The 26344-nt window shown below is 72.9% G+C and carries 25 protein-coding genes; 15 read left to right on the plus strand and 10 right to left on the minus strand.

Annotated features, from left to right (window positions below; all coding sequences use genetic code 11):
- Positions 1–136: 136 nt before the first annotated feature.
- A complete protein-coding gene (locus tag JOF41_RS37660; RefSeq protein WP_276515670.1) occupies positions 137–259 on the plus strand; it encodes a hypothetical protein in 123 nt (40 codons plus the stop codon).
- Positions 260–286: 27 nt separating this feature from the next.
- Complete coding sequence (locus JOF41_RS36785; RefSeq protein ID WP_307867305.1) at positions 287–658, plus strand: OsmC family protein; 372 nt, start codon at positions 287–289, stop codon at positions 656–658.
- Positions 659–678: 20 nt separating this feature from the next.
- On the opposite strand, the gene JOF41_RS08370 is transcribed toward JOF41_RS36785, so the two are convergent.
- Both JOF41_RS08370 and JOF41_RS08375 read right to left on the minus strand, forming a co-directional pair.
- Positions 679–1176, minus strand: a complete 498-nt coding sequence (locus JOF41_RS08370) for a MarR family winged helix-turn-helix transcriptional regulator (RefSeq protein ID WP_209617507.1) — start codon at positions 1174–1176, stop codon at positions 679–681.
- Between the two features lie 11 nt (positions 1177–1187).
- Positions 1188–2069: a LysR family transcriptional regulator gene (locus JOF41_RS08375; protein ID WP_209617510.1), complete on the minus strand. Its 882-nt coding sequence runs from the start codon at positions 2067–2069 to the stop codon at positions 1188–1190.
- A 70-nt stretch (positions 2070–2139) separates the two neighbouring features.
- Between JOF41_RS08375 and JOF41_RS08380 the strand changes: the two genes are divergently transcribed.
- The 3 genes from JOF41_RS08380 to JOF41_RS08390 all read left to right on the plus strand — a co-directional run bounded on the left by JOF41_RS08380 (position 2140) and on the right by JOF41_RS08390 (position 4560).
- Positions 2140–3024 carry a DMT family transporter gene (locus tag JOF41_RS08380; protein ID WP_307867308.1) on the plus strand — a complete coding sequence of 295 codons (885 nt, stop codon included), beginning with the start codon at positions 2140–2142 and terminating at the stop codon, positions 3022–3024.
- A 104-nt stretch (positions 3025–3128) separates the two neighbouring features.
- The gene (locus tag JOF41_RS38165; protein ID WP_307867310.1) at positions 3129–4031 is read left to right on the plus strand and encodes an EamA family transporter; all 903 of its coding nucleotides are present in this window, start codon (positions 3129–3131) and stop codon (positions 4029–4031) included.
- Positions 4000–4560: an NAD(P)-dependent oxidoreductase gene (locus JOF41_RS08390; RefSeq protein ID WP_307867700.1), complete on the plus strand. Its 561-nt coding sequence runs from the start codon at positions 4000–4002 to the stop codon at positions 4558–4560. The genes JOF41_RS38165 and JOF41_RS08390 overlap by 32 nt, the downstream gene beginning before the upstream one ends.
- A gap of 57 nt (positions 4561–4617) precedes the next feature.
- Here JOF41_RS08390 and JOF41_RS08395 read toward each other — a convergent pair whose 3' ends face one another.
- The 4 genes from JOF41_RS08395 to JOF41_RS08410 all read right to left on the minus strand — a co-directional run bounded on the left by JOF41_RS08395 (position 4618) and on the right by JOF41_RS08410 (position 12577).
- Entirely contained in the window at positions 4618–5586 is a 969-nt protein-coding gene (locus JOF41_RS08395) for a hypothetical protein (protein ID WP_209617521.1), read from the minus strand.
- 29 nt (positions 5587–5615) lie between these two features.
- Complete coding sequence (locus JOF41_RS08400) at positions 5616–7418, minus strand: OmpL47-type beta-barrel domain-containing protein (protein WP_244989541.1); 1803 nt, start codon at positions 7416–7418, stop codon at positions 5616–5618.
- Between the two features lie 80 nt (positions 7419–7498).
- Entirely contained in the window at positions 7499–11470 is a 3972-nt protein-coding gene (locus JOF41_RS08405) for a ThuA domain-containing protein (RefSeq protein WP_209617523.1), read from the minus strand.
- Positions 11471–11524: 54 nt separating this feature from the next.
- Positions 11525–12577 carry a multicopper oxidase domain-containing protein gene (locus JOF41_RS08410; protein WP_209617526.1) on the minus strand — a complete coding sequence of 351 codons (1053 nt, stop codon included), beginning with the start codon at positions 12575–12577 and terminating at the stop codon, positions 11525–11527.
- Between the two features lie 320 nt (positions 12578–12897).
- Here JOF41_RS08410 and JOF41_RS08415 point away from each other — a divergent pair, with 320 nt between their 5' ends.
- Positions 12898–13314, plus strand: a complete 417-nt coding sequence (locus tag JOF41_RS08415; protein WP_229796383.1) for a nucleoside deaminase — start codon at positions 12898–12900, stop codon at positions 13312–13314.
- 50 nt (positions 13315–13364) lie between these two features.
- Positions 13365–13883, plus strand: a complete 519-nt coding sequence (locus JOF41_RS08420; protein ID WP_189227530.1) for a pyridoxamine 5'-phosphate oxidase family protein — start codon at positions 13365–13367, stop codon at positions 13881–13883.
- 173 nt (positions 13884–14056) lie between these two features.
- Here JOF41_RS08420 and JOF41_RS08425 read toward each other — a convergent pair whose 3' ends face one another.
- Positions 14057–14578, minus strand: coding sequence for a MarR family winged helix-turn-helix transcriptional regulator (locus JOF41_RS08425; protein ID WP_189227531.1), 522 nt, complete (start codon positions 14576–14578; stop codon positions 14057–14059).
- Positions 14579–14719: 141 nt separating this feature from the next.
- On the opposite strand from JOF41_RS08425, the gene JOF41_RS08430 reads away from it, so the two are divergent.
- Positions 14720–15913: an FAD-dependent monooxygenase gene (locus JOF41_RS08430; protein ID WP_209617528.1), complete on the plus strand. Its 1194-nt coding sequence runs from the start codon at positions 14720–14722 to the stop codon at positions 15911–15913.
- Here JOF41_RS08430 and JOF41_RS08435 read toward each other — a convergent pair.
- Complete coding sequence (locus JOF41_RS08435) at positions 15871–16803, minus strand: LysR family transcriptional regulator (protein ID WP_209617531.1); 933 nt, start codon at positions 16801–16803, stop codon at positions 15871–15873. The genes JOF41_RS08430 and JOF41_RS08435 overlap by 43 nt on opposite strands.
- 94 nt (positions 16804–16897) lie before the next feature.
- Here JOF41_RS08435 and JOF41_RS08440 point away from each other — a divergent pair, with 94 nt between their 5' ends.
- Positions 16898–17623, plus strand: coding sequence for an SDR family oxidoreductase (locus JOF41_RS08440; RefSeq protein ID WP_209617534.1), 726 nt, complete (start codon positions 16898–16900; stop codon positions 17621–17623).
- 171 nt (positions 17624–17794) lie between these two features.
- Here the strand turns inward: JOF41_RS08440 and JOF41_RS08445 are convergent, their stop codons facing one another.
- Positions 17795–18544 (minus strand): SGNH/GDSL hydrolase family protein, encoded by a 750-nt coding sequence (locus JOF41_RS08445; protein WP_209617536.1) that lies wholly within the window; start codon positions 18542–18544, stop codon positions 17795–17797.
- A gap of 402 nt (positions 18545–18946) precedes the next feature.
- Between JOF41_RS08445 and JOF41_RS08450 the strand changes: the two genes are divergently transcribed.
- The 5 genes from JOF41_RS08450 to JOF41_RS08470 all read left to right on the plus strand — a co-directional run bounded on the left by JOF41_RS08450 (position 18947) and on the right by JOF41_RS08470 (position 24251).
- Positions 18947–20014: an L-dopachrome tautomerase-related protein gene (locus JOF41_RS08450; protein ID WP_209617539.1), complete on the plus strand. Its 1068-nt coding sequence runs from the start codon at positions 18947–18949 to the stop codon at positions 20012–20014.
- 27 nt (positions 20015–20041) lie between these two features.
- Positions 20042–20449, plus strand: coding sequence for a four-helix bundle copper-binding protein (locus JOF41_RS08455; RefSeq protein WP_229796439.1), 408 nt, complete (start codon positions 20042–20044; stop codon positions 20447–20449).
- 120 nt (positions 20450–20569) lie between these two features.
- The gene (locus tag JOF41_RS08460; RefSeq protein WP_209617542.1) at positions 20570–21139 is read left to right on the plus strand and encodes a hemerythrin domain-containing protein; all 570 of its coding nucleotides are present in this window, start codon (positions 20570–20572) and stop codon (positions 21137–21139) included.
- Between the two features lie 142 nt (positions 21140–21281).
- Complete coding sequence (locus tag JOF41_RS08465; RefSeq protein ID WP_209617545.1) at positions 21282–23789, plus strand: molybdopterin oxidoreductase family protein; 2508 nt, start codon at positions 21282–21284, stop codon at positions 23787–23789.
- Between the two features lie 3 nt (positions 23790–23792).
- Positions 23793–24251, plus strand: coding sequence for a hypothetical protein (locus JOF41_RS08470; RefSeq protein WP_189227785.1), 459 nt, complete (start codon positions 23793–23795; stop codon positions 24249–24251).
- Between the two features lie 57 nt (positions 24252–24308).
- On the opposite strand, the gene JOF41_RS08475 is transcribed toward JOF41_RS08470, so the two are convergent.
- Positions 24309–25457, minus strand: coding sequence for a Glu/Leu/Phe/Val dehydrogenase family protein (locus JOF41_RS08475; protein ID WP_209617548.1), 1149 nt, complete (start codon positions 25455–25457; stop codon positions 24309–24311).
- Between the two features lie 275 nt (positions 25458–25732).
- On the opposite strand from JOF41_RS08475, the gene JOF41_RS08480 reads away from it, so the two are divergent.
- Complete coding sequence (locus tag JOF41_RS08480) at positions 25733–26215, plus strand: Lrp/AsnC family transcriptional regulator (RefSeq protein WP_189227783.1); 483 nt, start codon at positions 25733–25735, stop codon at positions 26213–26215.
- Positions 26216–26344: the final 129 nt, after the last annotated feature.

Consider the following 26344-nt stretch of genomic DNA (forward strand, 5'->3'; position numbering starts at 1 on the left):
GATGTTCCCCAACGCTCGGCTCGTAGCACACAACCGGCCGGAGGTCACCGCTTCCCACCGTGCGGTCGGGGCTGTCGGGCGCGCGCGACCGGCGGCATCCTGCTGCCGGGAGCCACGAGCCGCGAGGAGCACGACGATGACCGCAGAAGTCCGCCAGACCCTCAACGACGTCGACATAGAAGCGGTGGGCAGCCTCGTCGAGGCGGTCCGCCGGGACGAGGGCAAGGCCAGGACCACCTGGGCCGCGCACGTGACCTGAACGGGCGGGTTCCGGTCACGGGCGCGCGTGCGCGGGTTCGACCCGACGCCCTCGGACGAGCCCGCCGCGCTCGGCGGCGGCGACACCGCGCCCAACCCGGTCGAGCAGCTGCTCAGCGCACTGGGCAACTGCCTGGCCGTCGGGTACGCGGCCAACGCCACCGCCGCGGGCATCGCCATCGACCGGCTCACCGTCGACCTCAGGGGAGAGGTCGACCTCAGGGTGTTCCTCGGCCTCGCCGAGGGCCACGCCGGGTTCGACTCGATCACCGCCCGCGTCCGGCTCGACTCCGCCGCGCCGCGCGCCGACCTGGAGGCGCTGCACCGCAAGGTCGTCGCCACGTCGCCGGTCGGCCACACCCTGCGCGACGCCGTGCCGGTGCGGGTCGAACTGCTCTGAGGCCGACCCCGCGCCTGCCCTCACGGCCGCAGGTCGCCCAGCGCCTCCAGCAGCTTGCGCAGCGTCGCCGCCAGCTCCTCCCGCTCCCGCGCGGACAGCGCGTCGAGCACCCGGCGCTCGGTGGCGAGGTGGTCGGGCAGGGTCTGCTCGACCAGGCGCAGGCCGTCCGGGGTCAGCCCGACGACCACGCCCCGGCCGTCGGCCCGGCTGGGCTCGCGGGTGACCAGTCCGCGTGCCTCGAGGCGGTCCAGGCGCTGGGTGACCGCGCCGGAGGTGACCATGGACGCCCGCATCAGCTCGGTGGGGGTGAGGCGGTGCGGTGGCGGGCTGCGGCGCAGGGTGGCCAGCACGTCGAACGAGGCCCGGTCCAGCCCGTGCGCGGCGAACGTGGTCCGCAACCGGCCGTCGACCAGCCGGGCCAGGCGGGACAGCCGTCCGATCACCGCCATCGGCGACACGTCCAGGTCGGGGCGCTGCGCTCGCCACTGGTCCAGCACGAGGTCCACGTGATCCGCCACGCCTGTCCACCCTAGGTCGTGCCGTCGGCGCCGGACGAGCGGGGTGACAGCCGGACCGAGTCGACCATGGCGGTGACGGCCGGGTGCCACTGGCGATCGGCCGGGCCGCCGAGGACGAGCCTGCGCGCGACCCGAGTGCGCAGCGGCACCAGCACCAGGTCGGCGGGCAGGGTGGACGCCACCAGGCCGGGCACGATCGACACGCCCATGCCCGCGCGGACCATGGCCAGCAGCGTGCCCAGCTCGCGCACCCGGTGCCGAGGGGTGAACGGGTGGCCCGCGTGCGCCTGCCGCACGTACCGCTCGCAGCAGCAGCACGTCAGCAGGAACGGGTCGTCGGCCAGGTCGGCCACGTCGAGCAGCGGCAGTGCCGCCAGCGGGTGGTCGGTGCGCAGCAGGGCGCGGAAGTCGTCCTCGCCGATGGGCACTCCGGAGCCGGGCGGCGGGTCGACCAGCACCGCGATGTCGACCACGCCGCACGCCAGCCACTCGGCGACCTCGTCGTCCTCGCCCTCGAAGACCCGGACCCGCACCAGGGGCAGCTCCTGCTGCCACCGGGCCAGCAGGTCGGGCAGCAGGCCCTGGCACACGGTCGGCGGCGCGGCGAGCCGGATCGTGCCGCGCGCGCCGCCGCGCTTGCGCTCGGCCAGGTCGGTGATCGCGGCGGAGGCGGCCACGGCGGCGCGGGCGTGCGCCAGCACCTGCTCGCCGAACGCGGTGGGCGCGACCCGGCCGCGGCGGGACAGCACGGGGTGGCCGAGCGTGCGTTCGAGCGCGGCGACCGCGTGCGAGACGGCGGACTGGGTCAGCCCCAGCGCGTCGGCGGCGGCGCGGAACCCGCCCTCGTCGACGACGGCGAGGAAGGCGCGCAGCTGGGCGAAGTTCAATGCCATGAGCGTCTCTCATGTGCGATTGGCGGGCACTTGTTGGACTCATCATGCCCCGCCGGGTGATCCTCGCGCCGTGGGATCGACTGGGAAGTTCGTGCTGCTGTCCGCGGCGTGGGGCGGCAGCTTCGCGCTGATCAAGGTGGCGGTGGAGGCCGGGCTGCCGCCGGTGCAGGTGGCGCTGGGCCGCTGCCTGTTCGGGGCGCTGGCGCTGTGGGCGATCTGCGCGGCGCAGGGGGCGGCCGTGCCGCGCGACCCGCGCACGTGGGGGCACGCGGCGGTGATCGCGGTGCTGCTCAACTCGGTGCCGTTCACACTGGTGGCCTTCGGCGAGTCGAAGGTGGACTCGGTGCTGGCGGGGGTGCTGAACGCGACCACGCCGTTGACGACGCTGGCGTTCGCGCTGCTGGTCGTGCCGGATGAGCGGGTGACGCGGACGCGGCTGGCGGGGCTGCTGCTGGGCTTCGCGGGTGTGCTGGTGCTGCTGGGGGTGTGGCGGGGCCTGGACGGCGACGTGCTGGCGGGCGGTCTGGCCTGCCTGGCCGCCACCACGTGCTACGGCGCCGGGTTCGCCTACACGCGGCGGTTCTTCTCCGGCGGGCCGCACCGGGCCAGCGCGCTGTCGGCCGTGCAGGTCACCTGCGCCACCGTCCAGTTGGGGGTGGCCGCTCCCGTCCTGTCCGGGGCGCCCGTGTGGCCGGGCGCGCACGCCCTGCTGGCGCTGGTGGTGCTGGGGGCGGTGAGCACGGGGTACGCGTACGTGATCAACCTCGACCTGATCCGGGAGGCCGGGCCCACGGTGGCGTCCACGGTCACCTACGTGACGCCGCTGTGGTCGACGGCGCTGGGCGTGGTGCTGCTGGCCGAACCGGTGGGGTGGCACACGTTCGTCGGCGGGGCGGTGGTGATCGGCGGAATCCTGCTCACCCGGCGGCCCGCGGCCGACCGGATCAGCACCTGACCGGATCAGGCCCCGACCGCGCCCGCGAGCTCTGGTCCGCGTCCGGGGACTGGCCAAGTACCTTAGCGCTGAGATAGATTGTCTTAGTGCTAAGCAATCGACTCGTGACCGCCCTCGGGCCGGCGATCTGGGGCACGACGTACTACGTCACCACCGAGCACCTGCCGCCGGACCGGCCCCTGCTGGCCGCCCTCCTGCGGTCGCTGCCCGCGGGACTGCTGCTGGTCGCGGCCACCCGGCGGCTGCCCCGCGGCGACTGGTGGTGGCGGTCGCTGGTGCTGGGCGCGCTGAACATCGGCGCGTTCCTGCCGCTGCTGTTCCTGGCCGCCTACCGGCTGCCCGGCGGCGTCGCGGCCACCGTCGGCGCGGTCCAGCCGCTGGTCGTGGCCTGGCTCGCGGTGGGCCTGCTGGGACAGCGGCTGACCGCCCGCGTGGCGCTGGCCGCCGTCGCGGGCGTGGCCGGGGTGAGCCTGCTCGTGCTGCGGGCCGACGCCGCGCTGGACTGGCTCGGCGTGGCCGCGGCGCTGGGCGGCGCGGTCGTGATGGCGCTGGGCACGGTGCTGGGCAAGCGCTGGCCCGCGCCCGCGCCGCTGCTGGCGACCACCGGGTGGCAACTGGTGGTGGGCGGGGTGCTGCTGCTGCCGGTCACCCTCGCGGTCGAGGGGCTGCCCACCGGGGTGACGGCGGAGAACGCCGCGGGCTACGCCTACCTCGGACTCGTCGGCGCGGCACTGGCCTACTGCCTGTGGTTCCGCGGCGTCCGCCTGCTGCCCGCCACCGAGGTAGCGTTCCTCGGCCTGCTCAGCCCCGTGGTCGCCGCGGTGGTGGGCTGGCTCGCCCTGGACCAGGACCTGACGGCGGCGCAGCTGGCAGGCGCCGCGATCGTGCTCGCCGCGCTGGTCGCGGCACAGACCGGAGGAGGGACAAGCGGTGCGGATCACCGTGTTCGGAGCGGCGGGATCGGTCGGCGGGCGCGTGCTGGCCGAAGCACGGCGACGCGGGCATGAGGTCACCCCGGTGGCGCGCTCGCCGCGGGAGGGGTTCGCGCTCGGCGCGGCCGACGACGTCGCGGACGTGCGGCGGCTGAGCGCGGGACGCGACGTCGTCATCAGCGCGACCCGCCCACCCGCCGGGCGGGAGCGGGACCTGGCCGCCACGGCCGAGGCCCTGCTCGCGGGCGTGGGGGCGACCCGGCTGCTGGTCGTCGGCGGCGCGAGCAGCCTGCGCACCCCCAACGGCGTGCTGGTCCAGCAGGAACCGGACTTCCCGCCCGAGCTGCGGCCGATCGCGCTGGCCTGCACCGCGCAACTGGAGGTGTTCCTGCGCGACGAGTCCGATGTGGACTGGACCTACCTGAGCCCGCCCGCCGAGCTGGTGCCCGGCCCGCGCACCGGCCGCTACCGGTCGGGCCGCGACGACCTCGTGGTGGACGCCGGAGGTCGGTCGCGCATCTCGCTGGAGGACCTGGCGGTGGCCCTGCTCGACGAAGCCGAACGGCCCCGGCACCGCCGGGCGCGGTTCACCGTCGGGTACTGACCACCGACCGGTGGACCCGGACCCGCGACGCTCGCGGGTCCGGGTCCGTTCGCCGCCTCAGAGGCGGGCGGCTCCCTTGGCCGCCACCGCCGCTTCCGCCGCGGACGCCCGCGCCTGGGCGCGCTGCCCGGCCGTGCCGCGGGTGTCCGCTGCGGTGGCGCCCGCCACGCCGGGCGCGGTGTGCTCGCCGGAGACGCCGCCGCGGATCCGGTTGTTGTCCGCGACCTCGGCCGCCGGGGTGTTGGCCGACAGCTGGAGCCGCCCGTTGATGATGTTGTCGTCCAGCGTCGTGCGGCCACCGCTGGTGTTGGAGATGCTGACGTCCCTGGCGAAGTAGCCGCCGGAGGCGCAGGTGTCCAGCGTGCCGTTCGGGCCGAGCTGGACCCCGCCCCGGCTGCCCGCGAACGTGGCCCTGCCCTGGACCGTGCTGCCGCACACGACGCTGCCCGTGGCGTTGTTCAGCACCGACAGCGAACCGTCGACGAAGGTGCCGTGCAGGTCGGTGAAGTAGGCGCCGCTGGTGCTGACGCTGCCGGTGATCTCGCTGTCGGTCACGCTGATCTCACCGGTGCCCGCGGTGAGGTCGCCGTCGATCGCCGAGGCGTCCTCCACGAACAGGAAGCCCTCCGCCTGCGCCGAACCCCTGGGCTCCAGCACGACCCGGCCGGTGCTGCTGCTCTTCAGCGACGCCCCGAACCCGCCGGGCGCGAGCACGACCTGCCCGTCGACGCGGGTGCCGGTGGTGTCCAGGTAGCCGTCGGCGGCCACCCGGACCTCGCCGTTGACGGTGCCGTCGCTGATCACCAGGTTGGCGCCCGCGGACACCAGCACGTTGCCGGTGACCGTCGTGCCCTCCAGCGAGCAGGACTCGCCGGCGGGCACGAGCAGGTCGTTGGGGACGGTGACCGCCCCTCCACTGCCCACGCAGTGGGTGACCAGGCCCGCGCTGGCGCTGTGGGCGGTGAACATCATGGAAGCCGCGACGACGCTGATGGTGGCGAGTGCGGATGCGGTCCGTCTGGCCATCTTCGTTCTCCCTGCTGCTGCGAACGGGTCTAGTTGCCGATGTCGGATCGCGCCGCCGCGCGCACGATGGCGCCCGCCTCGCGGCGGGTCAGCAGCCCCCTGGCCACCAGCTCGCCGGTGACGCGCTCGACGTGCCGGACGAACGCGCCGTGGTCGGTGTGGCCGCCGTGCTGGTCGATCAGGTCGCTGACGGTGCAGCCGTTGCCGGTGTCCGCGTTCGGCACACCGGTGTCGTCGTCCCCGATGACCACGGTGTCCCTGACGTCGGAGCCGGGGCAGGCGTCCTCACCCGCGGCCACGACCGTGAAGGAGACCGACTTCTCCGGCGTGCTGTTGCCCGCCCTGTCGGCGGCGCGGTACCGGACGGTGTGCGATCCCTGCGCGGTGACGGCGAATGGCGCGGTGTAAGGGGTCCAGCTGGCATCGTCCACTTTGTACTCGACGACCCCGACCCCCGACTGGCTGTCGGTGGCGGTGATGGTCACCGTCGCGCTGCCGAGGTAGTTGCCCCCGGAGTCCCGGTCGCCGGTCACGGTGGCGTTGGCCTCGGGCGGCGTGGTGTCCTCGGTGGGGCGTTCCGCGACGGTGAACTCCACCGCGCCCTCGGGGGAGGTGTTGCCCGCGTTGTCGGTCGCCCGGTGATGGACGGTGTGCCTGCCGATCGCGGTGACCTCGACGGGGGCGGTGTAGGTGGTCCAGGGGCCGCCGTCGAGGTTGTACTCGGTGGTGCGGACCCCGGAGCCGGTGTCGGTGGCGGTGAGGGTGACCGTGGCCTTGCCGACGTAGTCGCCGTCGGTGTTCCGGTCGCCGGTCACGGCGGCCTCGACGTCGGGCGGGGTGGTGTCGCTCGCGGCGATGGTGAAGGCGGTCATGCCTTCCGGTGAGGTGTTGCCCGCGTTGTCGGTGGCGCGGTAGTGGACCATGTGCGAGCCGGGCGCGGTGACTTCGACCGGGGCGGTGTAGGTGGTCCAGGGGCCGCCGTCGAGGTTGTACTCGGTGGTGCGGACCCCCGAGTCGGCATCGGTGGCGGTGAGGGTGACCGTGGCCTTGCCGACGTAGTCGCCGTTGGCGTCCTTGGTCCCGGCCACCTCCGGTGCCACCGTCGGTGGAGTCGTGTCCGAGGGCTGCTCGACCACCCGGAACCGCACGGACCCGACCGGTGAGGTGTTGCCCGCCTCGTCGGTCGCCCGGAACTGCACCGAGTGGTCGCCGATCGCGGTGACCCGGACCGGCTCGGTGTAGGGCTCGAACCCCGTGTCGTCGACCTGGTACTCCACCAGCGCCACCCCGGACTGGGCGTCGGAGGCCGACACCGCGACCGTGGCGGAGCCGAGGTAGTCGCCGTTGACGTCGCGCGGACCGGTCACCTCGGCAGAGACCGCCGGTGGGGTGGTGTCCTGGCCGCCCCCCTCGACCACGGTGAACTCGCCGACCATCGTGCTGTGCCCGGAGATAGCGCAGTAGTAGCGGTACTTGCCGGGGGTGAGCACCACGTCGACCTCGTGCCTGCCGTTCTCGGGGTCGAACGGGTTGGCCAGGATGTTGACCGGGACGTCGTGGTTGTAACCGGGGGTCTCGGTGTCGAAGGTCAGCGTGTGCGACATCCCGGTGGTGTTGCCGGTCGCCTCGCTGTTCTCGAACACGATGGTCGTCGCACCCGCCACCGCCGTGGTGGGCGCGGACTTGTAGCGGGTGATGTCGTTGTCCGCGGTCCACGTGAGCACCTGGGCGGCGACGGGCGCGGGCGGGGGAGCGGCGGAGGCGGGCAGCGCGGTGATCGCGGAGAGCACCAGCAGCGCGCCCGCCAGCGCGGCGATCGGACGTCGGGACATTGAGCACCTTCCCTGAGCGCGGGCGACCGGGTGCGGCGGGCGGGTGGGCACGCCCACCCGCGTGCCCACCCGCCCGGCGGTCACAGCGACCGCACCCGGATGTTGCGGAAATCGATCACGTCGTTGGTGCCGTGGTTCTGCAGCCCGAGGAAACCGGCGGCGAACTGCCGCAGGTCGGTCGGCGGGTCACCGGCGCGGGAGGACTGCTTGCCCGGTGCGTTGTCGAACTCGTTGATCACCACGCCGTTGCGGATGATGGTGTAGTGCTGCCCGACCACCCGGATCTCGTAGTCGTTCCACACGCCCTTGGGGGTCGCGCCGGAGCCGGGCAGGCCGACGGGGTCGAAGTTGTACACCGAGCCGGTCTTCTGCGTCTCGCCGGTCTCGCCGTCGTAGATCTGGATCTCGTGGCCGCAGAAGATGGCCACCCACGCGGGCGAGGTGCGGGCGCTGCCCACGGTGCCGCAGCTGTCCGGCGGTCGCTGGTCCAGCGGGGTGCGCGGGTCCGGGAACCTGGTGAGCACACCGCTGTTGGCGCGTGCGCCGTCGGGGGAGGAGTCGCGGAACTGCAGCCGCAGCGAGAAGTCCCCGAACTGCTGATCGGAGTACCACAGCATGCCCAGCCCGCCGGAGGAGCGCAGCACGCCGTCGGGCTGGATCGAGAACGACCCGGAGGGTGCCTGCGTCCAGCCCAGCAGCGACTGCGCGGTGCCGTCGAAGATCGGCTTGTAGCCGGTGTTGGCGGCCGTGCCGACGTCCGAGCGCGCCGCGGCGCGCGCCAGGGCGCTGTTCTCCCGCGCGGTGATCACGCCGTCGCGCTGCAACCGGTCGGCCACCGCGGTGACGTGCCGGACGAACGCGCCGTGGTCGGCCCACGAGCTCTCGTCGTCGACCAGGTCGTTGACCGTGCAGCCGCCGCCGACCGGCTTGTTGGGCACACCGGAGTCGACCCCGCCCAGCCACACCGAGTCGCGGTCGTCGGGCACGGCGCAGCCGACGTCGACCTTCAACGGCACGGTGTGCGTCTCGCCGTCGGCGTAGGACACCGTCAGCTTGGCCTCGTAGGTGCCCGGCTTGGCGTAGGTGTGCCGGGGGTCGGCCTCGGCGGAGCCGGTGCCGTCGCCGAAGTCCCAGCGGTGGGACACGCCGCCGGACTTCGACCCGGTGAACGCGACCGTCAGCGGCTTGTCCTGCACGGCCACCGAGGCCGGTGCGGGCGCGGGCGTGCTGGCCCCGCCCTGGTAGGTGATCCTGATCAGCTTCTGGTTGGGGTGCAGGGTGAAGAACCCGCCGCCGTAGTCGAGCAGGTAGAGCGCGCCGTCGGTGCCGAACTTGGCGTCCATCCAGCTGTAGAGCTGGTTGCCGCCGGTGCCCGGCGGGATGATCGCCCGCAGCGTCTCGGCGAACGCCGGGGCGGCCGCGCTCGGCACGCCCGCCGGGTCGACGGTCACCGCGATCCGGTTGGCCGAGTTGCTCTGGTCGCCGATGAACCACTTGTCGTCCCAGTACTGCGGCCACGCCACGCCGCTGGCGGTGTCGACCAGCTCGCGGTGGTAGGTCGGGCCGGTCATCACGGCCTGGCTGCCGCCGGTCAGGTAGGGCTGGGTGTAGGTGGCGTCGGCCGCCTTGTAGGTGGGGATGCCGTCCGGCCGCGGCGGGAAGACCGGACCGCCGCCACCGGGGGAGTACCAGATCATGTTGTTCTTCACCGGCGGCAGGTCCACCAGGCCGGTGTTGCGGGGTGAGTTGTTCTTGGGCGCGTCGCAGTCGTACCAACCGGTCAGCTGGGTGGCGTCGGTGTTGCTGCGGTCCCGGTAGGGCTGCTTGTTGCCCATGCAGTACGGCCAGCCGTGGTTGCCCGCCTCGGTGATGATCGTCGCGGTCTCGTACTTCGCCGGGCCCAGCTCCGGGTTCGGCGCGATCGCGTCCGGTCCGACCCACGCGGCGGTCAGCCACTGGGTGACCGGGTCGATCTGCAACCGGGAGATGTTGCGCACGCCCATCACGTAGATCTCCGGGCGGGTCTTCTCGGTGCCCGGCGGGAACAGGTTGCCCTGCGGGATGGTGTAGGTGCCGTCGGGCTCGGGGTGGATGCGGATGATCTTGCCGTTGAGGTCGTTGGTGTTGCCCGCGGTGCGGCGGGCGTCCTGGAAGGACAGGCCCTGCCACTCGGCGGTCCAGTTGTTGCCGGAGTAGCCCTGCGAGCCCTCGGAGGAGTTGCTGTCACCGGAGCCGACGTAGAGGTTGCCCTTGGCGTCGAAGGCCATGCCGCCGCCCGCGTGGCAGCAGCTGTGCTGCTGGACGGTCCACTGCAGCAGGTCCTTGCGGGTGGCCAGGTCGATGCTCTGGGTGGCCTTGTCGTAGGTCAGCCGCGAGATGGTCCGCTTGCCGGTGCGCTTCTCCCGGTCCACGGTGTCGTGCGGCATCCAGTAGATGTACAGCCACCCGTTGCGGTCGAACTGCGGGTCGGGGACGATGCCCAGCAGGCCCTCCTCGTTCTTGACCAGCTCCGAACCGCTGCCGCGGTTGCCCATCACCGGCAGCGTGGCCAGCAGCTTGACCTGCTTGGTCGAGGGGGTGAACTGGTGGATCGTGCCGCAGCCCAGCCCGACCTTCGGGTCGGTCCACGGGACCACCGGACCGCTGGGGCAGGCCGCCTTGCCGACGTAGAACACCGTGCCGTCCGGTGCGACGGTCAGGCCGTGCGGCTCGCCGATCTGGTCCAGCTGCCCCTGCTGGTTGGCCGCGGTCAGCCGCTCGACCTTGTAGTTGGCCGCGATGGTGGCCTGGCAGTCGCCGCGCACCATGCCGGTGGTCCACTTCAGCGCGCCGGTCAGGTGCGCGCGGAACGCCTGCTCGCCGTAGCTGGCCTCGGTGTGGCCCATGCCGGTGTAGAAGGACCGGCCACCCTCGTAGTCGCGGCACCACGACACCGGGTGGAAGGGGCCGTTGGCGCCCCGGCCCGCGTCGTAGCCCCACTCCTCGACCTGGGCGACGGTGTGCACGGTGCCGATCGGGTTGGGGGCCCAGTTGTACCAGCGGTCGGTCATGGTCACGTTGAGCGGCAGGTCCTTGGTGGCCGGGTGCTGCCGGTCCAGCACGTTGACCTCGGCCCGGTTGACCCCCGGCGTGGGCGCGGGGGTCGGGTCGCCCGCGAGCAGCCGCAGGTCGGCCAGCTGGGTCAGCGGCTCCCCGGAGTTGGCGGTGATGTTGAGCCGGTAGTGCTGGAACGGCCGGGGGGTGGCGATGGGGTACGTGCGGGTCTGGAAGGGCTCGTCGAAGACCTGGCCGCTCTGGCGGTCCAGGTCGGTCCAGGTCGTGCCGTCCGAAGAGCCCTGCAACGTCCAGTCGCGCGGGTTGCGGCCGGGGGAGTCGTTGGCCGAGGTGAGCGCGTACCGGTTGACCGCCGCGGCGGTGCCCAGCCGGTAGGAGACCCAGGCGGTGGGGGTGCGCGCCAGCCACTTGGTCCGGCTGTCGCCGTCGGTCAGCTTCTCCTTGGTCTCGTTGGGCGGGTTCTCCGCGCTGGCCGCCACCGCGGACACCGCCTCCGGGGTGGTGTCGCCGGTGAACGGCCGGGTGCCGATCAGCCCGGTGAACCAGGTCGAGTCGGGCTGCGCCTTGGCGGCGTCGGCCACGCCGAGGAAACCGCCGCCACCCCTGATGTAGTTCTGGAGAACGCTTTCCTGATCACCGCTCAGCTCGCCGCCCTCGGCGGACAGGAACACCACGCCGCGGTACCCGGCCAGCCCGCGCGCGGTGAACACCGACGGGTCGGAGGACACCTCCACGGTGATGCCGCTGGCCGCGCCGATCTCGCGGAACACCGCCGCGGCGCGCGCGACGGGGTCCTCCTGCCGCGCCACCGGCCCGTGGAAGACCAGGACCGAGACGCCCGCCGCGGCGGTGGACGGGGCCGCGGCCACCGGGGGCGCGGGTGCGGCGGCGGCGGAGGTCGAGATGAGGGACCCGCCGAGCACCGCCGCCGCGGCGGTCACCGCCAGCAGTGCCCGAGCTGTTCGGCGGCGTGTTCCTGGAGAAAACCCTCTGCCCATCCCCAACTCCTTCGCTGGCGGGCCGTGTCGGCCGCGTGTCGGTGGTCGCGCGTGTCAGTGGTGACCGTGCTGCTGGGTCGGCGCCGTCGCCGCGCCGGGGTCCGCCGAGCCGTGCGGGTGGCCCCGGAAGCGGTCGATGGCCTCCTGGGCGCCCGCGGGCATGGTGCCGTCCGCGTTGCGGACCAGGAAGATCCCCGACATCCCGGTCTCCGAGTGCGTCTGCACGTGGCAGTGGTACATCCACGCGCCGGGGCCGACCCCCTCGCCCGCGATGACCTGGAAGCCGAACGAGCTGCCGGGGTTGAGGTCCTTGTTGTCGATGACCTGGCTGGGGTCCGCGGGGCCCTCCAGCATGCCCGTGCGGTTGTCGGCCCAGCGGTGGGCGTGCAGGTGGAAGGTGTGGAACTGGTTGCCGTGGCCGATCGCGATCCACTCCACCCGCTGACCGAGGTCGGCCTCGAAGATCGGCGTGTTCGGCGCGACCTGGTTGTTGATCGACATCTCGTTGAACACCACGACGAACTGCTTGTCCGGCAGCAGGTCGCCGCGGCGGCGCACGACCAGCGCGCCGTACAGGCCGCGCGCGATGCCCAGCGTGCCGTGGTCGGTGCCCATGGCGTGGTCGTGGTAGTGCCAGTAGCCCGCGCTGCCCGGCATGAACCGCCTGCTCCCGCCGCCCGCGCTGGTCATCTCGCGGGTGCGCCACGTGTAGACGCGGGTCTCGCCGGGGTTGTTGAACGAGTTGTTCAGCGGCGCCCCGTCGGAGTCGGTGCTGTAGTCCACGCCGTGCGGGTGGATGGACATCCGCCGGTCGGTGTTGTTGACCAGGGTGATCTCCAGCGTGTCGCCCTCGTAGACCTCCAGGGTGGGGCCGGGGATCGTGGCCTTGCCGGGTTCCAGGCCGTAGCCGTAGAGGTTGCCGGGCAGCGCTTCGGCGTAGATGGTGACCTTCTTGACGGTTCCGGCCTGCGCCACGGCCGCGCTGCGCGGTGCCACGAAGCCGGAGGTCGCGACCGCCGGAGCGGTCAGGCCGACCGCGGTGGTGGTCAGCACCGCGCGGCGGGAGATGAGCCTGCTCAACCACCCGGTCTGGGCGTGTTCGTCCATACTTCTCCATCCGGCTCGACGGGGCTGGTCCGAACGGAGTGCGGGAAGCCGCACTCGGCGCGGCGCCACGGTTCGGCGGGGTGATCGCGTTCGCGGTGGCGCCGAAGGGAGATCGGCCACGAGGCGTAGGGGGCAGGGGGCCACTTTCGCACTTGATCGCGTAACTTTTGCGTTGATCTCCTGTAACTTATGAACGTTTTCGACAAAAGTGAAGGTCCGAACGGAGTAGCTGCAGGACAATCCTTTGTCATGCGGTTGGCCGCGTCCCGCGTTCCGGTCGTAGCCTCGACCACGTGGTGACCGGCGTGGGAGGAGTTCCGGTGGACGAAGAGCACCTGCGGCGGGCCATCGCGCTGGCGGCCGAAGCGCGGGCGGGCGGGAACCCGCCGTTCGGGTCGCTGCTGGTCGGACCGGACGGGGCGGTGCTGGCGGAGGAGCGCAACTCCAGCCTGACCGACGACGACATCACCGCCCACCCGGAGCTGAAGCTGGCCCGCTGGGCGGCCCGGTCGCTGGACGCGGCCACCGCGGCGGGGACCACGATGTACACCAGTTGCCAGCCCTGCGGGATGTGCGCGGGGGCGCTGGCCCGCTCGGGGATCGGGCGCGTGGTGTTCGCGCTGTCGACCGACCAGCTCGACGGGTTGAAGACCTCCGGCGGTTTCCGCGAGGTGCCCGCCGACGGGCCCCACCTGTACGACGAGGCGAAGATTCCGGTCCAGGGCTACTACCCCTAGCGCGCGGCGATCGGTGCGGCGGTCGACCCGGTCCTGCCTATGGTGGTCCCATGCGTGAAACGGCGGAAGAACTCGACGCGCTCCAGTCCCTGCTCGACGCCTCCCTGTCCCGCTCCACCGCCCACCTCCGCTCGATCGTCGCCGAGAGCACGATCACCGCGCGGCAGCTCACCCGCGTCCTGACCGGCATGTGCACGCTGGCCGTGTCCACCGTGACGGCCAAGGGCGAGCCGCGCGTCAGCGCCGTGGACGGGCACTTCCTGCACGGCAAGTGGCACTTCGGCACGGCGCCCACCGCGGCCAAGGCGCGCCACCTCGCCGCCCGTCCCGCCGTCAGCGCCGCGCACCTGCGCGGCGAGGACCTCGGCGTGTTCACGCACGGCGCGGTGGAGGTGCTCAACCCCCGCGACGGCGAGCCCGCCGCGGACTGGCCGGAGCTGCTGGCCTACTTCAAGGACTTCTACGGCGAGGACGGCTTCGACTGGGACAACGATGTCGTCTACTACCGGCTGCACCCGCACTGGATGACCGTCTACGCCCCCGACGTCGCGAAGCTCCTCCCCAGCTGACCGCGCCCCGCTCGCCCTAGGCCCGCCCCCCGCCACGCGGTCGCGGAGTGGGGGGCGACGGCGCCGCGGTCCGCCCCGCGCACCTCGGAGGCGATGGCGGACACCGGGCAGGACAGCGTTTGCCTGTCGTCGATGCGGCGCGGTGCGCGCGCCGCACCGACCCCGCCCGCGCGTCAGGGGGCGGTCGGCTCCCCGTCGTCGAGGGCGGCCAGCCGGGCGGTGAGGTCGTCGGCGAACCGCGCGAGGAGGCGGCCGAAGGTCCGGCGCTCCTCTTCGGACCAGTCGGCGAGGGCGTCGGTGAGCCAGCCGAGGATGGTCCGCAGGTAGCGGCCCGCCAGTCCGGCCCCCTCGGGGGTCAGCTCCACCAGGCGCGCCCGCTGGTCGTCCGGGTCCACGACCCGGCGCACCAGCCCGCGCCGCTCCAGCTCGTGCAGCTGGCGGGTGACGTGCGGTCCGACGACCTGCATGCGCTTGGCGATCTCGCCGATGCGCAGCGGCTGATCCGCCATGTGCAGCACGATCAGCACCGACAGCGCGGGCCGGTCCAGCGTGATCCCGGCGTGGTCGATCGCCCGCTCGACCAGGCGGCTGCGGTTGAGCATGCCGCTGAGCTGCGTCAGGCGGGGGAGCACCGCCAGCAGGTCGACTCCGGGTTCGCCTTCCTCGGCCGACCGCCGAGCCGGTGTGTCGTTCATCTCAACTCACTTCGATACCTAAGTTAGGTATATAGTTGTCAGGGGTGGCACGGGTGCGAGGCGCCGGTGCGCCGCGAAAAAGGATACCTGACTTAGCTATCTGGTCGGCCGCCGTGCGCGTCCGACCGGGGAGGAGCACGCGTGAACACCTCGTCCAAGGGCTCGGTCCTGATCTCCGGGGCCAGCATCGCCGGTCCGGCGCTGGCCTTCTGGCTCAACCGTCACGGCTTCGAGGTCACGGTCGTGGAGAAGGCGGGCGCACCCCGCGGCGGTGGGTACCCCGTCGACATCCGGGGCACCGCCGTGGAGGTCGTCCGGCGGATGGGGGTCCTGCCCCGGCTCCGGGAGGCGCACGTCGACACGCGCAGGATCACCTTCCTCGACCCCGACGGCAGTCCCGTCACCTCCCTCCCGACCGCCACGACGGTCGGCGACGACGGCGACGACGTGGAACTGCCCCGGGGGGACCTCACCAAGGTCCTCTACGGCGCCGTCCGCGACGACGTCGAATTCCTATTCAACGACTCCATCTCCGCGCTCGACCAGCACGACCGCGGTGTGGACGTCGGCTTCCGCAGCGGTGCACGGCGGACCTTCGACCTCGTCGTGGGGGCCGACGGCCTGCACTCGTCGACCCGCGAACTCGTCTTCGGCCCCGAGGAGCGGTTCCACCGCTACCTCGGCTACTGCTTCGCGGGGTTCACCATGCCCAATGAACTGGGGCTCTCCCACGAGGGCGTGCTCTGGAACCGCCCTGGCCGCTCCGCCGCCCTCTACGCCGCGGGCGACGGCGACGAGGTGCACGGCTTCCTCAGCTTCACCCGCCCCGAGCCGCCCTTCGACGCCTTCCGCGATCCCGCTGCGCAGCGCGACCTCATCAGCTCGGTGTTCGCCGACGACGAGTGGCAGGTGCCGAGGATGCTCACCGCGATGCGCGCCGCGGACGACCTGTTCTTCGACGTCGTCAGCCAGATCCGCCTGCCCCGGTGGTCCAGCGGCCGGGTCGCCCTGGTCGGCGACGCCGCCTACGCCCCTTCGTTCTTCACCGGGCAGGGGTCGAGTCTGGCCCTGGTCGGCGCCTACGTGCTGGCGGGCGAACTCGCCCGCCAGCACGGCCACGCCGAGGCGTTCGACGCCTACGAACGCGGCACGCGTGGGTACGTGGAGATGAACCAGGCCCTCGTCGAAGAGGGGAGCGGCACCCTGATCCCCCCGACCGCCGAGGCGCTGGCGGAGCGCAACGCCAGGTTGCGCTCCCTCTCGGCCATGCCCGGCGATGTGGAGCGGCCCGCCTACTCGGCGCTCACGCTGCCGACCTTCGCCAGCGCCGGGTGACCGTTCCCCCGCTCGTCGGTCCTCAATGGACCGGAGTCGTCCACAGAGGACTCCGCCAGGGCGGTGGCCGTGCGGACCAGGTCGGCCAGCGCCCGTGAGCGGCTGTGCGGCGGCCAGGCGATGACCGTGGTCACGGCGGGCGCGTCCAGCACCGGCACGGCGGTCAGGCCGTCGACCAGGTTGGCGCTGCTGGACTCGGGCATGACCACGGTGGTGCGGCCCAGCGCGATCAGCTGGAAGAGCTGGGTCTGGTTGCGCACCTCCGGGCCGGGGCCGTCGGGGTAGCCGCCGTCGGGGTGGGGCCAGCGGGCGGGCGGGAGGTCGGGCAGGGCGTCGACATCGGCCATCCGGACGCGGGCCCTGCTCGCGAGCGGGTGCGCGGAGGGCAGGATGGCGATCTGCCCCTCGGTGTTGAGGATCTCGGTGTCCAGCCCGGCCGTGGAGTCGAACGGCTGGTGCAGCAGCGCCACGTCGGCCTGGCCGTCGTGCAGCTCGCGCTGGGGTTGGGACTCGCACAGCAGCAGGTCGACGGCGACGGCGCCCGGCTCGGCGGCGTAGGCGTCGAGCAGTTCGGCCAGCAGGTCCCCGCAGGCACCCGCCTTGGTGGCCAGGACGAGCGAGGGCCTGCTGGTCGCGGCCCGCCGGGTGCGCCGCTCCGCGGCCGCCATCGCGCCGAGGATCGCCCGGCCCTCGGCCAGCAGCACCGACCCCGCTTCGGTGAGCGAGACCCTGCGGCTGGTGCGCTCCAGCAGCGCGACCCCGAGCCGCCGCTCGAACCGGGTGATCGCCCGCGACAGCGGTGGCTGGGCGATGCCCAGGCGCTGGGCGGCCCGGCCGAAGTGCAACTCCTCGGCGACCGCGACGAAGTACCGCAACTCCCGTGCCTCCACCGGCCCAGGCTAGCGCCGATCCATACCCGTCGGGTATCGCTGCCTGATCCGGGCGGTGTTGGTGCCGCGCCGGTGCCCGGCCACGATCAACGGCATGAGCGGACGGACGATCGCGCTGGTCACCGGTGCGAACAAGGGAATCGGGTACGAGATCGCGGCCGGCCTCGGCGCGCTGGGCTGCGGCGTCGGCGTCGGCGCGCGCGACGGACACCGCCGGGAGGACGCCGTGGCGAAGCTGCGGGCGGTGGGCGTCGACGCGTTCGGAGTGCCGCTGGACGTGACCGACGACGCGAGCGTCGCGGCCGCCGCCGCGCTGGTCGACCAGCGCGCCGGGCGGCTGGACGTGCTGGTCAACAACGCGGGCATCACCGGGGTGTGGCCGGACGCGCCCTCGACCGTCACACCGGAGAACCTGCGGGCGGTGGTGGAGACCAACGTGATCGGCGTGGTCCGGGTCATCAACGCGATGCTGCCGCTGCTGCGCCGCTCCGCGCACCCGCGCATCGTCAACCAGTCCAGCCACCTGTCCTCGCTGACCCTGCAGACCGCGCCGGAGGTCGACCTGGGTGGGCCCAGCGGGGCCTACGCGCCGTCGAAGACGTTCCTCAACGCGATCACCGTCCAGTACGCCAGGGAGCTGGCAGGCACCGGCATCAAGGTCAACGGCGCCTGCCCCGGCTACGTCGCCACCGACTTCAACGACTTCCAGGGCCCCAGCACCGCCGAGGAAGGGGCCAGGATCGCCATCCGGCTCGCCACGCTGCCCGACGACGGCCCGAGCGGCGGGCTGTTCGAGGACGCCGGGGCCGTGCCCTGGTGAGACTGCCGCGTCCACCACCGCAGTTCTCGTCGTCGACGCGCAGAACGGGTTCCCGCACCCCGAGGGGTCTCGCGCCTCCGGCCTGATCGTCCTTCCGCACCAGGCGTATCGCCGGCGAGGGCGGGCAGGAGATGCTCCCGCCTGCTGGTCGCCGTGGTGTCCGGTGGCGTGTCAGCCGCCCTGCGGCAGGCCGCCGGGTCGTCGCGGGGAGCAGAACTGCATGGCGACTTCGCGGACGATGCCGAAGATGGTGTTGTTGCCCGCGTTGCTGGGGTGGACCAGGTCCTCGTGGTAGCCGCCCCAGCGGTTGTCGCCGGGGAAAGCCCATTCCAGGTTGATCATCGGCAGGTTGTTGGTCAGGGCCAGGTCGCGCATCGCCTCGCCGTAGGGCGCTTGGGGGCCGAGTTCGGCGGTGTAGCGCGGGTGGTAGACCCAGGGGCTGTGCAGCAGCACGATGAGGCTGTCGGGGCTGTAGCCCCGGACCTCGTCGATGATCGCCTGGAACTGCTGCCGGTAGGTCTGCACCGGCACCCGCTGGAGCCAGTCGTTGATGCCCCAGTTCATGATGATCAGCGGGGGGCGGTGGCGGGTGAAGGCGACGTGGCCGTGCTGCGGCCCGCCGGGCAGGAAGTCGGCGGTGGTCGAGCCCGCCACCGCGCCGCCGGACCACACCTGCGCGCCGGGGTGGCCGTCGGCCACCAGGCTCTGCTGCAGCAGCAGGGGCCAGCGGTGCTCGTCGTCGGCGCGGTCGCCGCGGGCCACCGAGTCGCCGAGCACGTCGACCACGGGCGCGCCCGCGGCCAGCGACTGGCACCAGGCCGTGGTCGCCGCGCCACCGGCTGGCGGGGCGCCGGGCAGGAGCAGCAGCACGAGCGGCAGGAGCACGAGCGGCAGGAGCACGAGCAGGCGGCGGGTGGTCATGCGCGGCCGCCCGCCCTGGAGATGATCACGATCATGCCGGTGATCATCACCCGTTTGGTCGCCACCCGAAAGTGTTATGCGTACGAACTCACTCGACTCGGAGTGAGCACAAGGCGGCGTGGCCCGCGCCGATCAGGCCGATCAGGCAGGCAGCGGGCCTGCGGCCGGGCAGCGGGACAGGGCGGCGGCCGGATCTGCCGCCGCTGCGCTTGGCCCGGTGTGCGGAGCGGCGAGACCGGGAGTACGGGCCCGCTGTGCCTGTGCGGGCAGGGAGGACGTCTCGGCACATCGCGGATCGGCGTTTCGGGGGTGCGAGCGCGGGTACCGGACCAGCGGGACGGCGACGGTCGCCGGGAACGTGGCGGTTCCGTCACCAGCCGACCGAGGAAGCGGGGTTTCCGCATGGCGTTGGAAGTGGTGCACGAGTTCACCGGTCCCATGCCGACCGGGGTGAGCGTGTCGCACGGCGGCCGGATCTTCGTCAACTTCCCCCGGTGGGGTGACGAGGTGCCCGCGACCGTGGTGGAGCTGCGCGAGGGCCGGGAGGTGCCGTTCCCCGACCAGCGGTGGAACTCGCCCTCCTCGGACGACGACGCGAACGCGTTCGTGTCGGTGCAGAGCGTCGTGGTCGACCCCGCCGACCGGCTGTGGGTGCTCGACACCGGCAGCCCGCTGTTCCGGCCGACGAGACCGGGCGGGCCGAAGCTGGTGTGCGTGGACCTGAGCACCGACACCGTCGAGCGGGTCATCACCTTCCCGCCGGACGTGGCGCTGGAGACGACCTACCTCAACGACGTGCGCTTCGACCTGCGCCGCGGCGATGCCGGCGTCGCCTACATCACCGACTCGGCCGGCTCGGGCCCCAACGGGATCATCGTGGTCGACCTGGCCGGCGGCGAGTCGTGGCGGCGGCTGCACGACCACCCGTCGACCAAGGCCGTGCCCCTGGAGGTCTTCCGCCCGGTGGTGGAGGGCGCCCCGTTGCTGGAGCGCCCCGCCGACGGCGAGCCGAAGCCGGTGTCGATGGGCGCGGACGGCATCGCCATCACCGCCGACGGCACCCGGCTGGTCTACTGCCCGCTGGCCTCGCGCCACTGGTACAGCGTGCCCACCCAGGCGCTGCTGGACCGCTCGCTGCCCGACGACGAGGTGGGCGAGCAGGTGGTCGACGAAGGCGACAAGGGCGGGGGCTCCGACGGGTTGGAGACCGACGACGCGGGGCGGCTGTACCTGACCGACTACGAGCACGACGCGGTGCTGCGCAGGCTGCCCGACGGCACGTTCGAGACCGTCGCCCACGACCCCCGGCTGCTGTGGCCGGACACGATGTCGGTGGCCGAGGGCTACCTGTACGTCACCGCCAACCAGCTGCACCGCCAGGCGAACTACCAGGGCGGGCAGGACCGCAGGCGCAAGCCCTACCACCTGTTCCGCGTGCCCATCGACGCCGGACCCGTCCGGCTGCGGTAGCACGCCCCGAGACGAGGAGTGACCGCGTTGACCACCACCACGATGCCGATGCTGGAGACCTACCCCGCCGAGATCACCCTGGACCGGGTGAAGCTGGCGGGGGCCATCGACGCGCTGATCGCGTGCGCCGAGGCGTGCACGGCGTGCGCGGACGCGTGCCTGAGCGAGAGCTCGGTGGCGGAGCTGACCAAGTGCGTGCGCACCAACATGGACTGCGCCGACATCTGCGCGGCGACCGCGCGGGTGCTGTCGCGGCACACCGGTTACGACGCCAACATCAGCCGGGCGCTGCTGGAGGCGTGCGCGATGGCGTGCAAGTCCTGCGGCGACGAGTGCGGCGCGCACGCGAACATGCACGAGCACTGCCGCATCTGCGCCGAGGCGTGCCGGGCGTGCGAGACCGCCTGCCGCGACCTGCTCGCCGTCATCGGCTGAAGCGGCCGTGGCGCCCGCTCACACCGTCGAGCGGCTGCGGCAGGTCCGATCGGGTGGCGGCTGGTTGGCGGGCCCGGCACGGGGTAGACGGCGGTGACCCGATTTCCCAAGGAGGTTCCCGTGACCGCCGCGCGTGAGCACGACACCGACCTGATCCGCGTGATCACCGCCGACCACCGGGAGGTCGAGCGGGTCTTCGACGAGCTGGAGAGGGGGCAGGGCACCCCCGAGCACCGCCGTGCCCTGGCCGACCACGTCATCACCCAGCTGGTGCGCCACGCGGTGGCCGAGGAGCAGTTCATGTACCCGGCCGCCCGGAAGGTGCTGCCCAACGGCGACGAGGTGGCCGACCACGAGCTGCGGGAGCACGCCGAAGCCGAGCTGGTGATGAAGGAGCTGGAGGGCCTGGAGCCCACCGACCCCCGCTTCGACCAACTGCTCGGCGAACTCATGCGCGAGATCCGCCACCACATCCAGGACGAGGAGTCCGACCTGCTGCCCCAGCTCGCGGCCCGCTGCTCGGCCGAGGACCTGCAGGAGCTGGGGCGCAAGGTGATCGCGGCCAAGAAGGTCGCCCCGACCCGGCCGCACCCGGCGGCCCCGGACAAGCCACCGGCCAACCTGCTGCTCAACCCCGGCACGGGCCTGATCGACCGGTTGCGCGACGCGCTGTCCGGCCGCAACAGCTGAGGCGGGGACGAGCCGGACGTGACCGGTCCGCCTGCCACCGGTCACACCACCACCCTCGCAGGCCCCGGCACCGGCCGCGTGGTTGACAGCCGTCGCGGTGGGTAGCCGACACGCTGGTCACACCGGGGCGACGGAGGGACGCATGGCGGATCGGATCGCGGACATCTGGGGCACCCGCACCCCGCACGCGAAGGACACCCCGTGGCCGGTGCGGGTGGACCTGCACCTGGACGCCGGGCTGGCGGAGTCGGACGTCGACCGCTGGGTGCAGTCGGCGTGCGTGCTGTGCAGCAACGGGTGCGGCTGCGACATCGCGGTCAAGAACGGGCGGATGGTCGGCGTGCGGGGCCGCGCGGGCGACGTGGTCAACCACGGACGGCTGGGCCCCAAGGGCCTGTACGGCTCGTGGCAGTGGGCCGGTCGCGACCGGCTGACCCGCCCGCTGGTGCGCGAGGGCGGCAGGCTGATGGAGACCGACTGGGACACCGCGATGGACCGGGTCGTGCGGCGCTCCCGCGAGCTGCTGGCGGAGACGGGGCCGCTGTCGCACGGCTTCTACACCAGCGGGCAGCTGTTCCTGGAGGAGTACTACACCCTCGGGGTGATCGGCAAAGCGGGACTGGGCACGCCGCACATGGACGGCAACACCCGGCTGTGCACCGCCACCGCCGCGGCGGCGATGAAGGAGAGCTTCGGCTCCGACGGCCAGCCCGGCAGCTACACCGACATCGACTCCTGCGACGCGCTGTTCCTGTTCGGGCACAACATGGCCGAGACCCAGACCGTGCTGTGGGCCCGCGTGCTGGACCGCCTGGCGGGGCCGGACCGGCCGGTGGTCGTCGCGGTGGACCCCCGGCGCACGAAGGTGGCCGAGGCGGCGTCGGAGTCCGGGGGAGTGCACCTGGCCCCGCTGCCGGGCACCAACCAGGCGCTGATGAACGGCCTGGTCCGGGAGGTCATCGCCAACGGCTGGGTGGACCGCGACTACGTCGAGGCGCACACGCTGGGCTTCGACGAGCTGGCCGCCACCGTCGAGCCGTACACGCCCGAGCACGTGGCGGGGATCTGCCGCGTCGACCCCGCCGACCTGCGCCGGGCCGCGCGGATCTTCGGCACCGGGGAGCGGGTGCTGTCCACCGTGCTGCAGGGCTTCTACCAGTCCCACCAGGCCACCGCGGCGGCCTGCCAGGTCAACAACCTGCACCTGCTGCGCGGGCTGATCGGCCGCCGGGGTTGCGGCATCCTGCAGATGAACGGCCAGCCCACCGCCCAGAACACCCGCGAGTGCGGCGCGGACGGCGACCTGCCCGGCTTCCGCAACTGGGACAACCCCGAGCACGTCCGAGAGCTGGCGCGGCTGTGGAACGTCGACCCGCTGACCATCCCGCACTGGGCCCCGCCCACGCACGCGATGCAGATCTGGCGCTACGCCGAGCAGGGCTCGATCAGGTTCCTGTGGATCTCGGCGACCAACCCGGCGGTGTCGCTGCCGCAGCTGCCGCGCGTGCGGGAGATCCTGGCGAAGAAGGACCTGTTCGTGGTGGTGCAGGACGGGTTCCGCACCGAGACCGCCGAGTACGCCGACGTGGTGCTGCCCGCCGCGCTGTGGGGTGAGAAGCAGGGCACGTTCACCAACGTCAACCGCACCGTGCACCTGTCGGACAAGGCCGTCGAGCCGCCCGGCGAGGCCCGCGCCGACCTGGACATCTTCCTGGACTACGCCCGCCGCATGGACTTCCGCGACCGCGACGGCGCGCCGCTGATCAAGTGGTCCGACCCCGAGGGCGCGTTCGAGGCGTGGCGGGAGTGCAGTCGCGGCAGGCTGTGCGACTACACCGGGCTGTCCTACGCCAAGCTGCGCGGTGGCAGCGGAATCCCTTGGCCCTGCAACGAAGAGCACCCCGACGGGTGCGACCGGCTCTACACCGACGGCGTGTTCCCCACCCACCCCGAGGTGTGCGAGGACTACGGCCACGACCTGCTCACCGGCGGCACCACCTCGGCCGAGCAGTACAAGGCGCGACGCCCGGATGGCCGGGCGTTCCTCAAGACCGCCCACTACGCGCCGCCGCCGGAACAACCCGACGACGAGTACCCGCTGCTGTGCACCACCGGGCGCACGGTCTACCACTTCCACACCCGCACCAAGACCGGCCGCTCCCGGCAGTTGCGCCGCGCCGCGCCCGAACCGTGGGTGGAGCTGTCCGCCGCCGATGCCGCCGCCCTGGGCGTGGCCGAGGGCGATCTGGTGCGCGTCGAGTCACCCCGTGGCCGCGTCGAGGCTCCTGCCCGCGTCGGGCGCGGCCGCGACGGGGTGGTGTTCCTGCCGTTCCATTACGGTTACTGGGACACCGAGGGCGACCAGCACGCGCGCGCGGCCAACGAGCTGACGCCGACCGAGTGGGACCCGGTGTCCAAACAACCCCTGTTCAAGATCAGCGCGGTGCGGGTGACCAGGCTGGCAGGCGCCACCGGCCCCGCGCCCGCGCCCACCACCACCGCGTCCGCCCCTCAGGACTCGGTGGGCGTCGTGCCGACCCGTGGTGATGACGACGTGCGCGAGGACGTGGCGCCCACCGACCCGCCCGCGCCGCCGCCCGTCCCCGACCGCACCCCGAACGTGCTGCCGCACGCCGCGCCGAAGGGCTGAACCGTGCACCTGGCCACTTACCTCGGACTGCTGCACACCTCGCTGACCACGCTGGCCGACGCCTTCCGCGAGGTCGGTCGCGGCCACGGCGAGGAACCCGACGTGCGGCACACCTGCCAGGTCCTCGCCGACCTCGCCGACCAGCAGGCCGAGGCGCTGGCCCCGGTCGTGCGGCGCTACGGCGAGCACCGCGAGGACGAGCCCGAACGCCTGCACGCCGCGGGGCTGGAATCGACCCGCGGCGGTCCTGTCGGCTTGCTGCGCGACCTCCAGGACCTCTACACCCTGGCCAGCCTGACCGACATCACCTGGACCGTCGTCGGCCAAGCCGCACAAGGGTTGCGCGACCGGGAGCTGCTCGACGTCGTCAACTCCCGCGAGCAGGACACCGCCCGCCAGCTGACCTGGCTGCGCACCCGCATCAAGCAGGCCGCGCCCCAAGCCCTCATCGCGGCCGGGTGAGCCGCGATCCGGCACTGCTCCGCGTGCCGCGGACCGAGCGCGGTCGACTCCTGGTCGTCACGGCCGATCCGGTGCGGCCGCGGCCTGCGCCCAACCGACCGCGGGGCCGTCCGGGCGTTCCCCGGACGAGTTCCGCAGTCGCCGGTCGACCAGATCACGGGCGGCCCGCAGGGGTGTGGTGCCCCTGGTGTTCGCATCGGCCAGCACACCCGCGAGCCGGTCGCCGATGCCGCGGACGCGCCGCTCCGCCTCGACGCGGGTGGCCCCGTGCAGCTCCCTGGCCACGGAGGCGATGATGCCGCCCGCGCTGACGATGGTGTCCGGCGCCCACAGCACCCCGCGCTCGTGCAGCAGGTCCGCCGTCGAGGCGTGGTCGAGCTGGTTGTTCGCCGCTCCCACCACGGCGCGGCAGCGCAGCCGCGCCACGCTGTCCGGGGTGAGGATGCCCCCGACCGCGCACGGGACGACGACGTCGACCTCCCGCAGCAGCGCCTCTCGCGGCGTGACCCAGGTGGCTCGCCAGCGCTCGGCCAGTGCCCGGTGACGGGGGTCGATGTCGGACACGGTCAGCTCGGCGCCGCGCGCGGCCAGCCAATCGCCGACGACCGCGCCGACGTGTCCCAGACCGATGAGCGAGAACCGCAGCGTGGACAGGTCGCGACCGGCCCAGAGGTGAGCGCACACGGCCTCGATCGCGCTGGTGACGCCCAGCGCCGTCGGGATCGACGAGTCGCCGCTGCCGCCCGCGCTCTCCGGGCGGCACAGCACGTGCCGGGTGCCGCTCCACAGCAGGGCCATGTCCTCCGGGCTGGTGCCGATGTCGGGGCCGGTGATGTAGTCGCCGCCGAAGCCCTCGACGACCTCGGCCACGTCGGCGAGCAGGTCCGCCCGCCGGGCACCGGTCCAGTCGGCCGAGGTCGACCCGTCCAGGGCGACCACGGTCTTGCCCCCGCCGTGGTCGAGACCGGCCAACGCGGCCTTCTCCGTCATGGCGGCCGAGAGCCGCAGCACGTCGTCCAAGCCGTCGCGCCAGCTCGGGTAGGTCTTGACGCGACAGCCGCCCAGCGCCGGTCCGAGCCGGGTCGAGTCGACGCTGACGATGACGGTCTGCCCCGAACGCCGACCGCGTTCGATGCGGACGCGCTCGGCGGTGAGCGGCCGCGCGGCGGCAGCGGCGGGCCGGTGGGCGGGCACTGGCGCGGTCATGAGGTCCTCTTCCTGGGTGTGGACTCGCGGGGGAGGAGCGGGTCGGGGCGTCACGTGCCCGAACCGAGCAGCGGCAGGCGCTGGGCGCCGGAACGGGGTGCGGGTTCGACACCCGCCCACGTCGGGGCCCGAGCGGACCGCCAGAACCACCTTGGCCGGCGAAGCGACCGATACCCCCTCCAAAGAGCCGGTGATCAGCTCTAAAACTAGCCATTCGGACGGCTGAGCGGTTTCACTTCCGATCAAGTGATCGGAACCCATGGGAAGATGGCCGGATGGACGAACTTGATTCGGCGATCATCGAGCACTTGCAGTCGGATGCGCGGCAGTCCAACCGGGAGCTGGCGCGCAAGCTGGGCATCGCCCCGTCGACCTGCCTGGAGCGCGTTCGCGCCCTGACCCGCCGCGGGGTCATCCGCGGCTACCACGCCGAAATCGACCTGGTCGCCCTCAACCGCGGTGTCCAGGCCTTCATCGCGGTCCAGGTCCGTCCCCTCAGCCGAGCGGTGATCGACACCTTCAAGGACTCCGTCGGCGGGATGCCCGAGGTGCTCACCGTCTTCGTGCTCGCGGGTGGGGACGACTTCCTCCTGCACGTGGCCGTCCAGGACCTCGACCACCTGCACGCCTTCCTCGTCGACCGGCTGAGCAAGCGGCGCGAGATCGTCAGCTTCCGCAGCTCGGTGATCTACCAGCGGGCCCACAACCCCGTGCTGGCCCCGCTGCCCGCGCCCGCCGCGGCGCCGCGGCCCACCTGACCGGTAGGTCCGGGCGGTCAGGGGCGGGCGAGCGGTTCCGGGGCGATCGCGTGATCGACTCGTCGGCGGATTGGCGCTGCGCGCCACACGAGGGCGCGCCGATGCGCCATGATCTGCGGGGCGTTGATC

The organism is Saccharothrix coeruleofusca (assembly GCF_017876325.1).
Classification (GTDB): Bacteria; Actinomycetota; Actinomycetes; order Mycobacteriales; family Pseudonocardiaceae; genus Actinosynnema; species Actinosynnema coeruleofuscum.

What these genes read in the sequence shown, in the direction of transcription:
- JOF41_RS37660 (WP_276515670.1), top strand. Translation starts at nt 137, where the DNA reads ATGACCGCAGAAGTCCGCCAGACCCTCAACGACGTCGACATAGAAGCG.
- JOF41_RS08375 (WP_209617510.1), bottom strand. Translation starts at nt 2,069, where the DNA reads ATGGCATTGAACTTCGCCCAGCTGCGCGCCTTCCTCGCCGTCGTCGAC.
- JOF41_RS08395 (WP_209617521.1), bottom strand. Translation starts at nt 5,586, where the DNA reads ATGGCCAGACGGACCGCATCCGCACTCGCCACCATCAGCGTCGTCGCG.
- JOF41_RS08400 (WP_244989541.1), bottom strand. Translation starts at nt 7,418, where the DNA reads ATGTCCCGACGTCCGATCGCCGCGCTGGCGGGCGCGCTGCTGGTGCTC.
- JOF41_RS08405 (WP_209617523.1), bottom strand. Translation starts at nt 11,470, where the DNA reads ATGGGCAGAGGGTTTTCTCCAGGAACACGCCGCCGAACAGCTCGGGCA.
- JOF41_RS08410 (WP_209617526.1), bottom strand. Translation starts at nt 12,577, where the DNA reads ATGGACGAACACGCCCAGACCGGGTGGTTGAGCAGGCTCATCTCCCGC.
- JOF41_RS08420 (WP_189227530.1), top strand. Translation starts at nt 13,365, where the DNA reads ATGCGTGAAACGGCGGAAGAACTCGACGCGCTCCAGTCCCTGCTCGAC.
- JOF41_RS08425 (WP_189227531.1), bottom strand. Translation starts at nt 14,578, where the DNA reads ATGAACGACACACCGGCTCGGCGGTCGGCCGAGGAAGGCGAACCCGGA.
- JOF41_RS08440 (WP_209617534.1), top strand. Translation starts at nt 16,898, where the DNA reads ATGAGCGGACGGACGATCGCGCTGGTCACCGGTGCGAACAAGGGAATC.
- JOF41_RS08445 (WP_209617536.1), bottom strand. Translation starts at nt 18,544, where the DNA reads ATGACCACCCGCCGCCTGCTCGTGCTCCTGCCGCTCGTGCTCCTGCCG.
- JOF41_RS08450 (WP_209617539.1), top strand. Translation starts at nt 18,947, where the DNA reads ATGGCGTTGGAAGTGGTGCACGAGTTCACCGGTCCCATGCCGACCGGG.
- JOF41_RS08465 (WP_209617545.1), top strand. Translation starts at nt 21,282, where the DNA reads ATGGCGGATCGGATCGCGGACATCTGGGGCACCCGCACCCCGCACGCG.
- JOF41_RS08475 (WP_209617548.1), bottom strand. Translation starts at nt 25,457, where the DNA reads ATGACCGCGCCAGTGCCCGCCCACCGGCCCGCCGCTGCCGCCGCGCGG.
- JOF41_RS08480 (WP_189227783.1), top strand. Translation starts at nt 25,733, where the DNA reads ATGGACGAACTTGATTCGGCGATCATCGAGCACTTGCAGTCGGATGCG.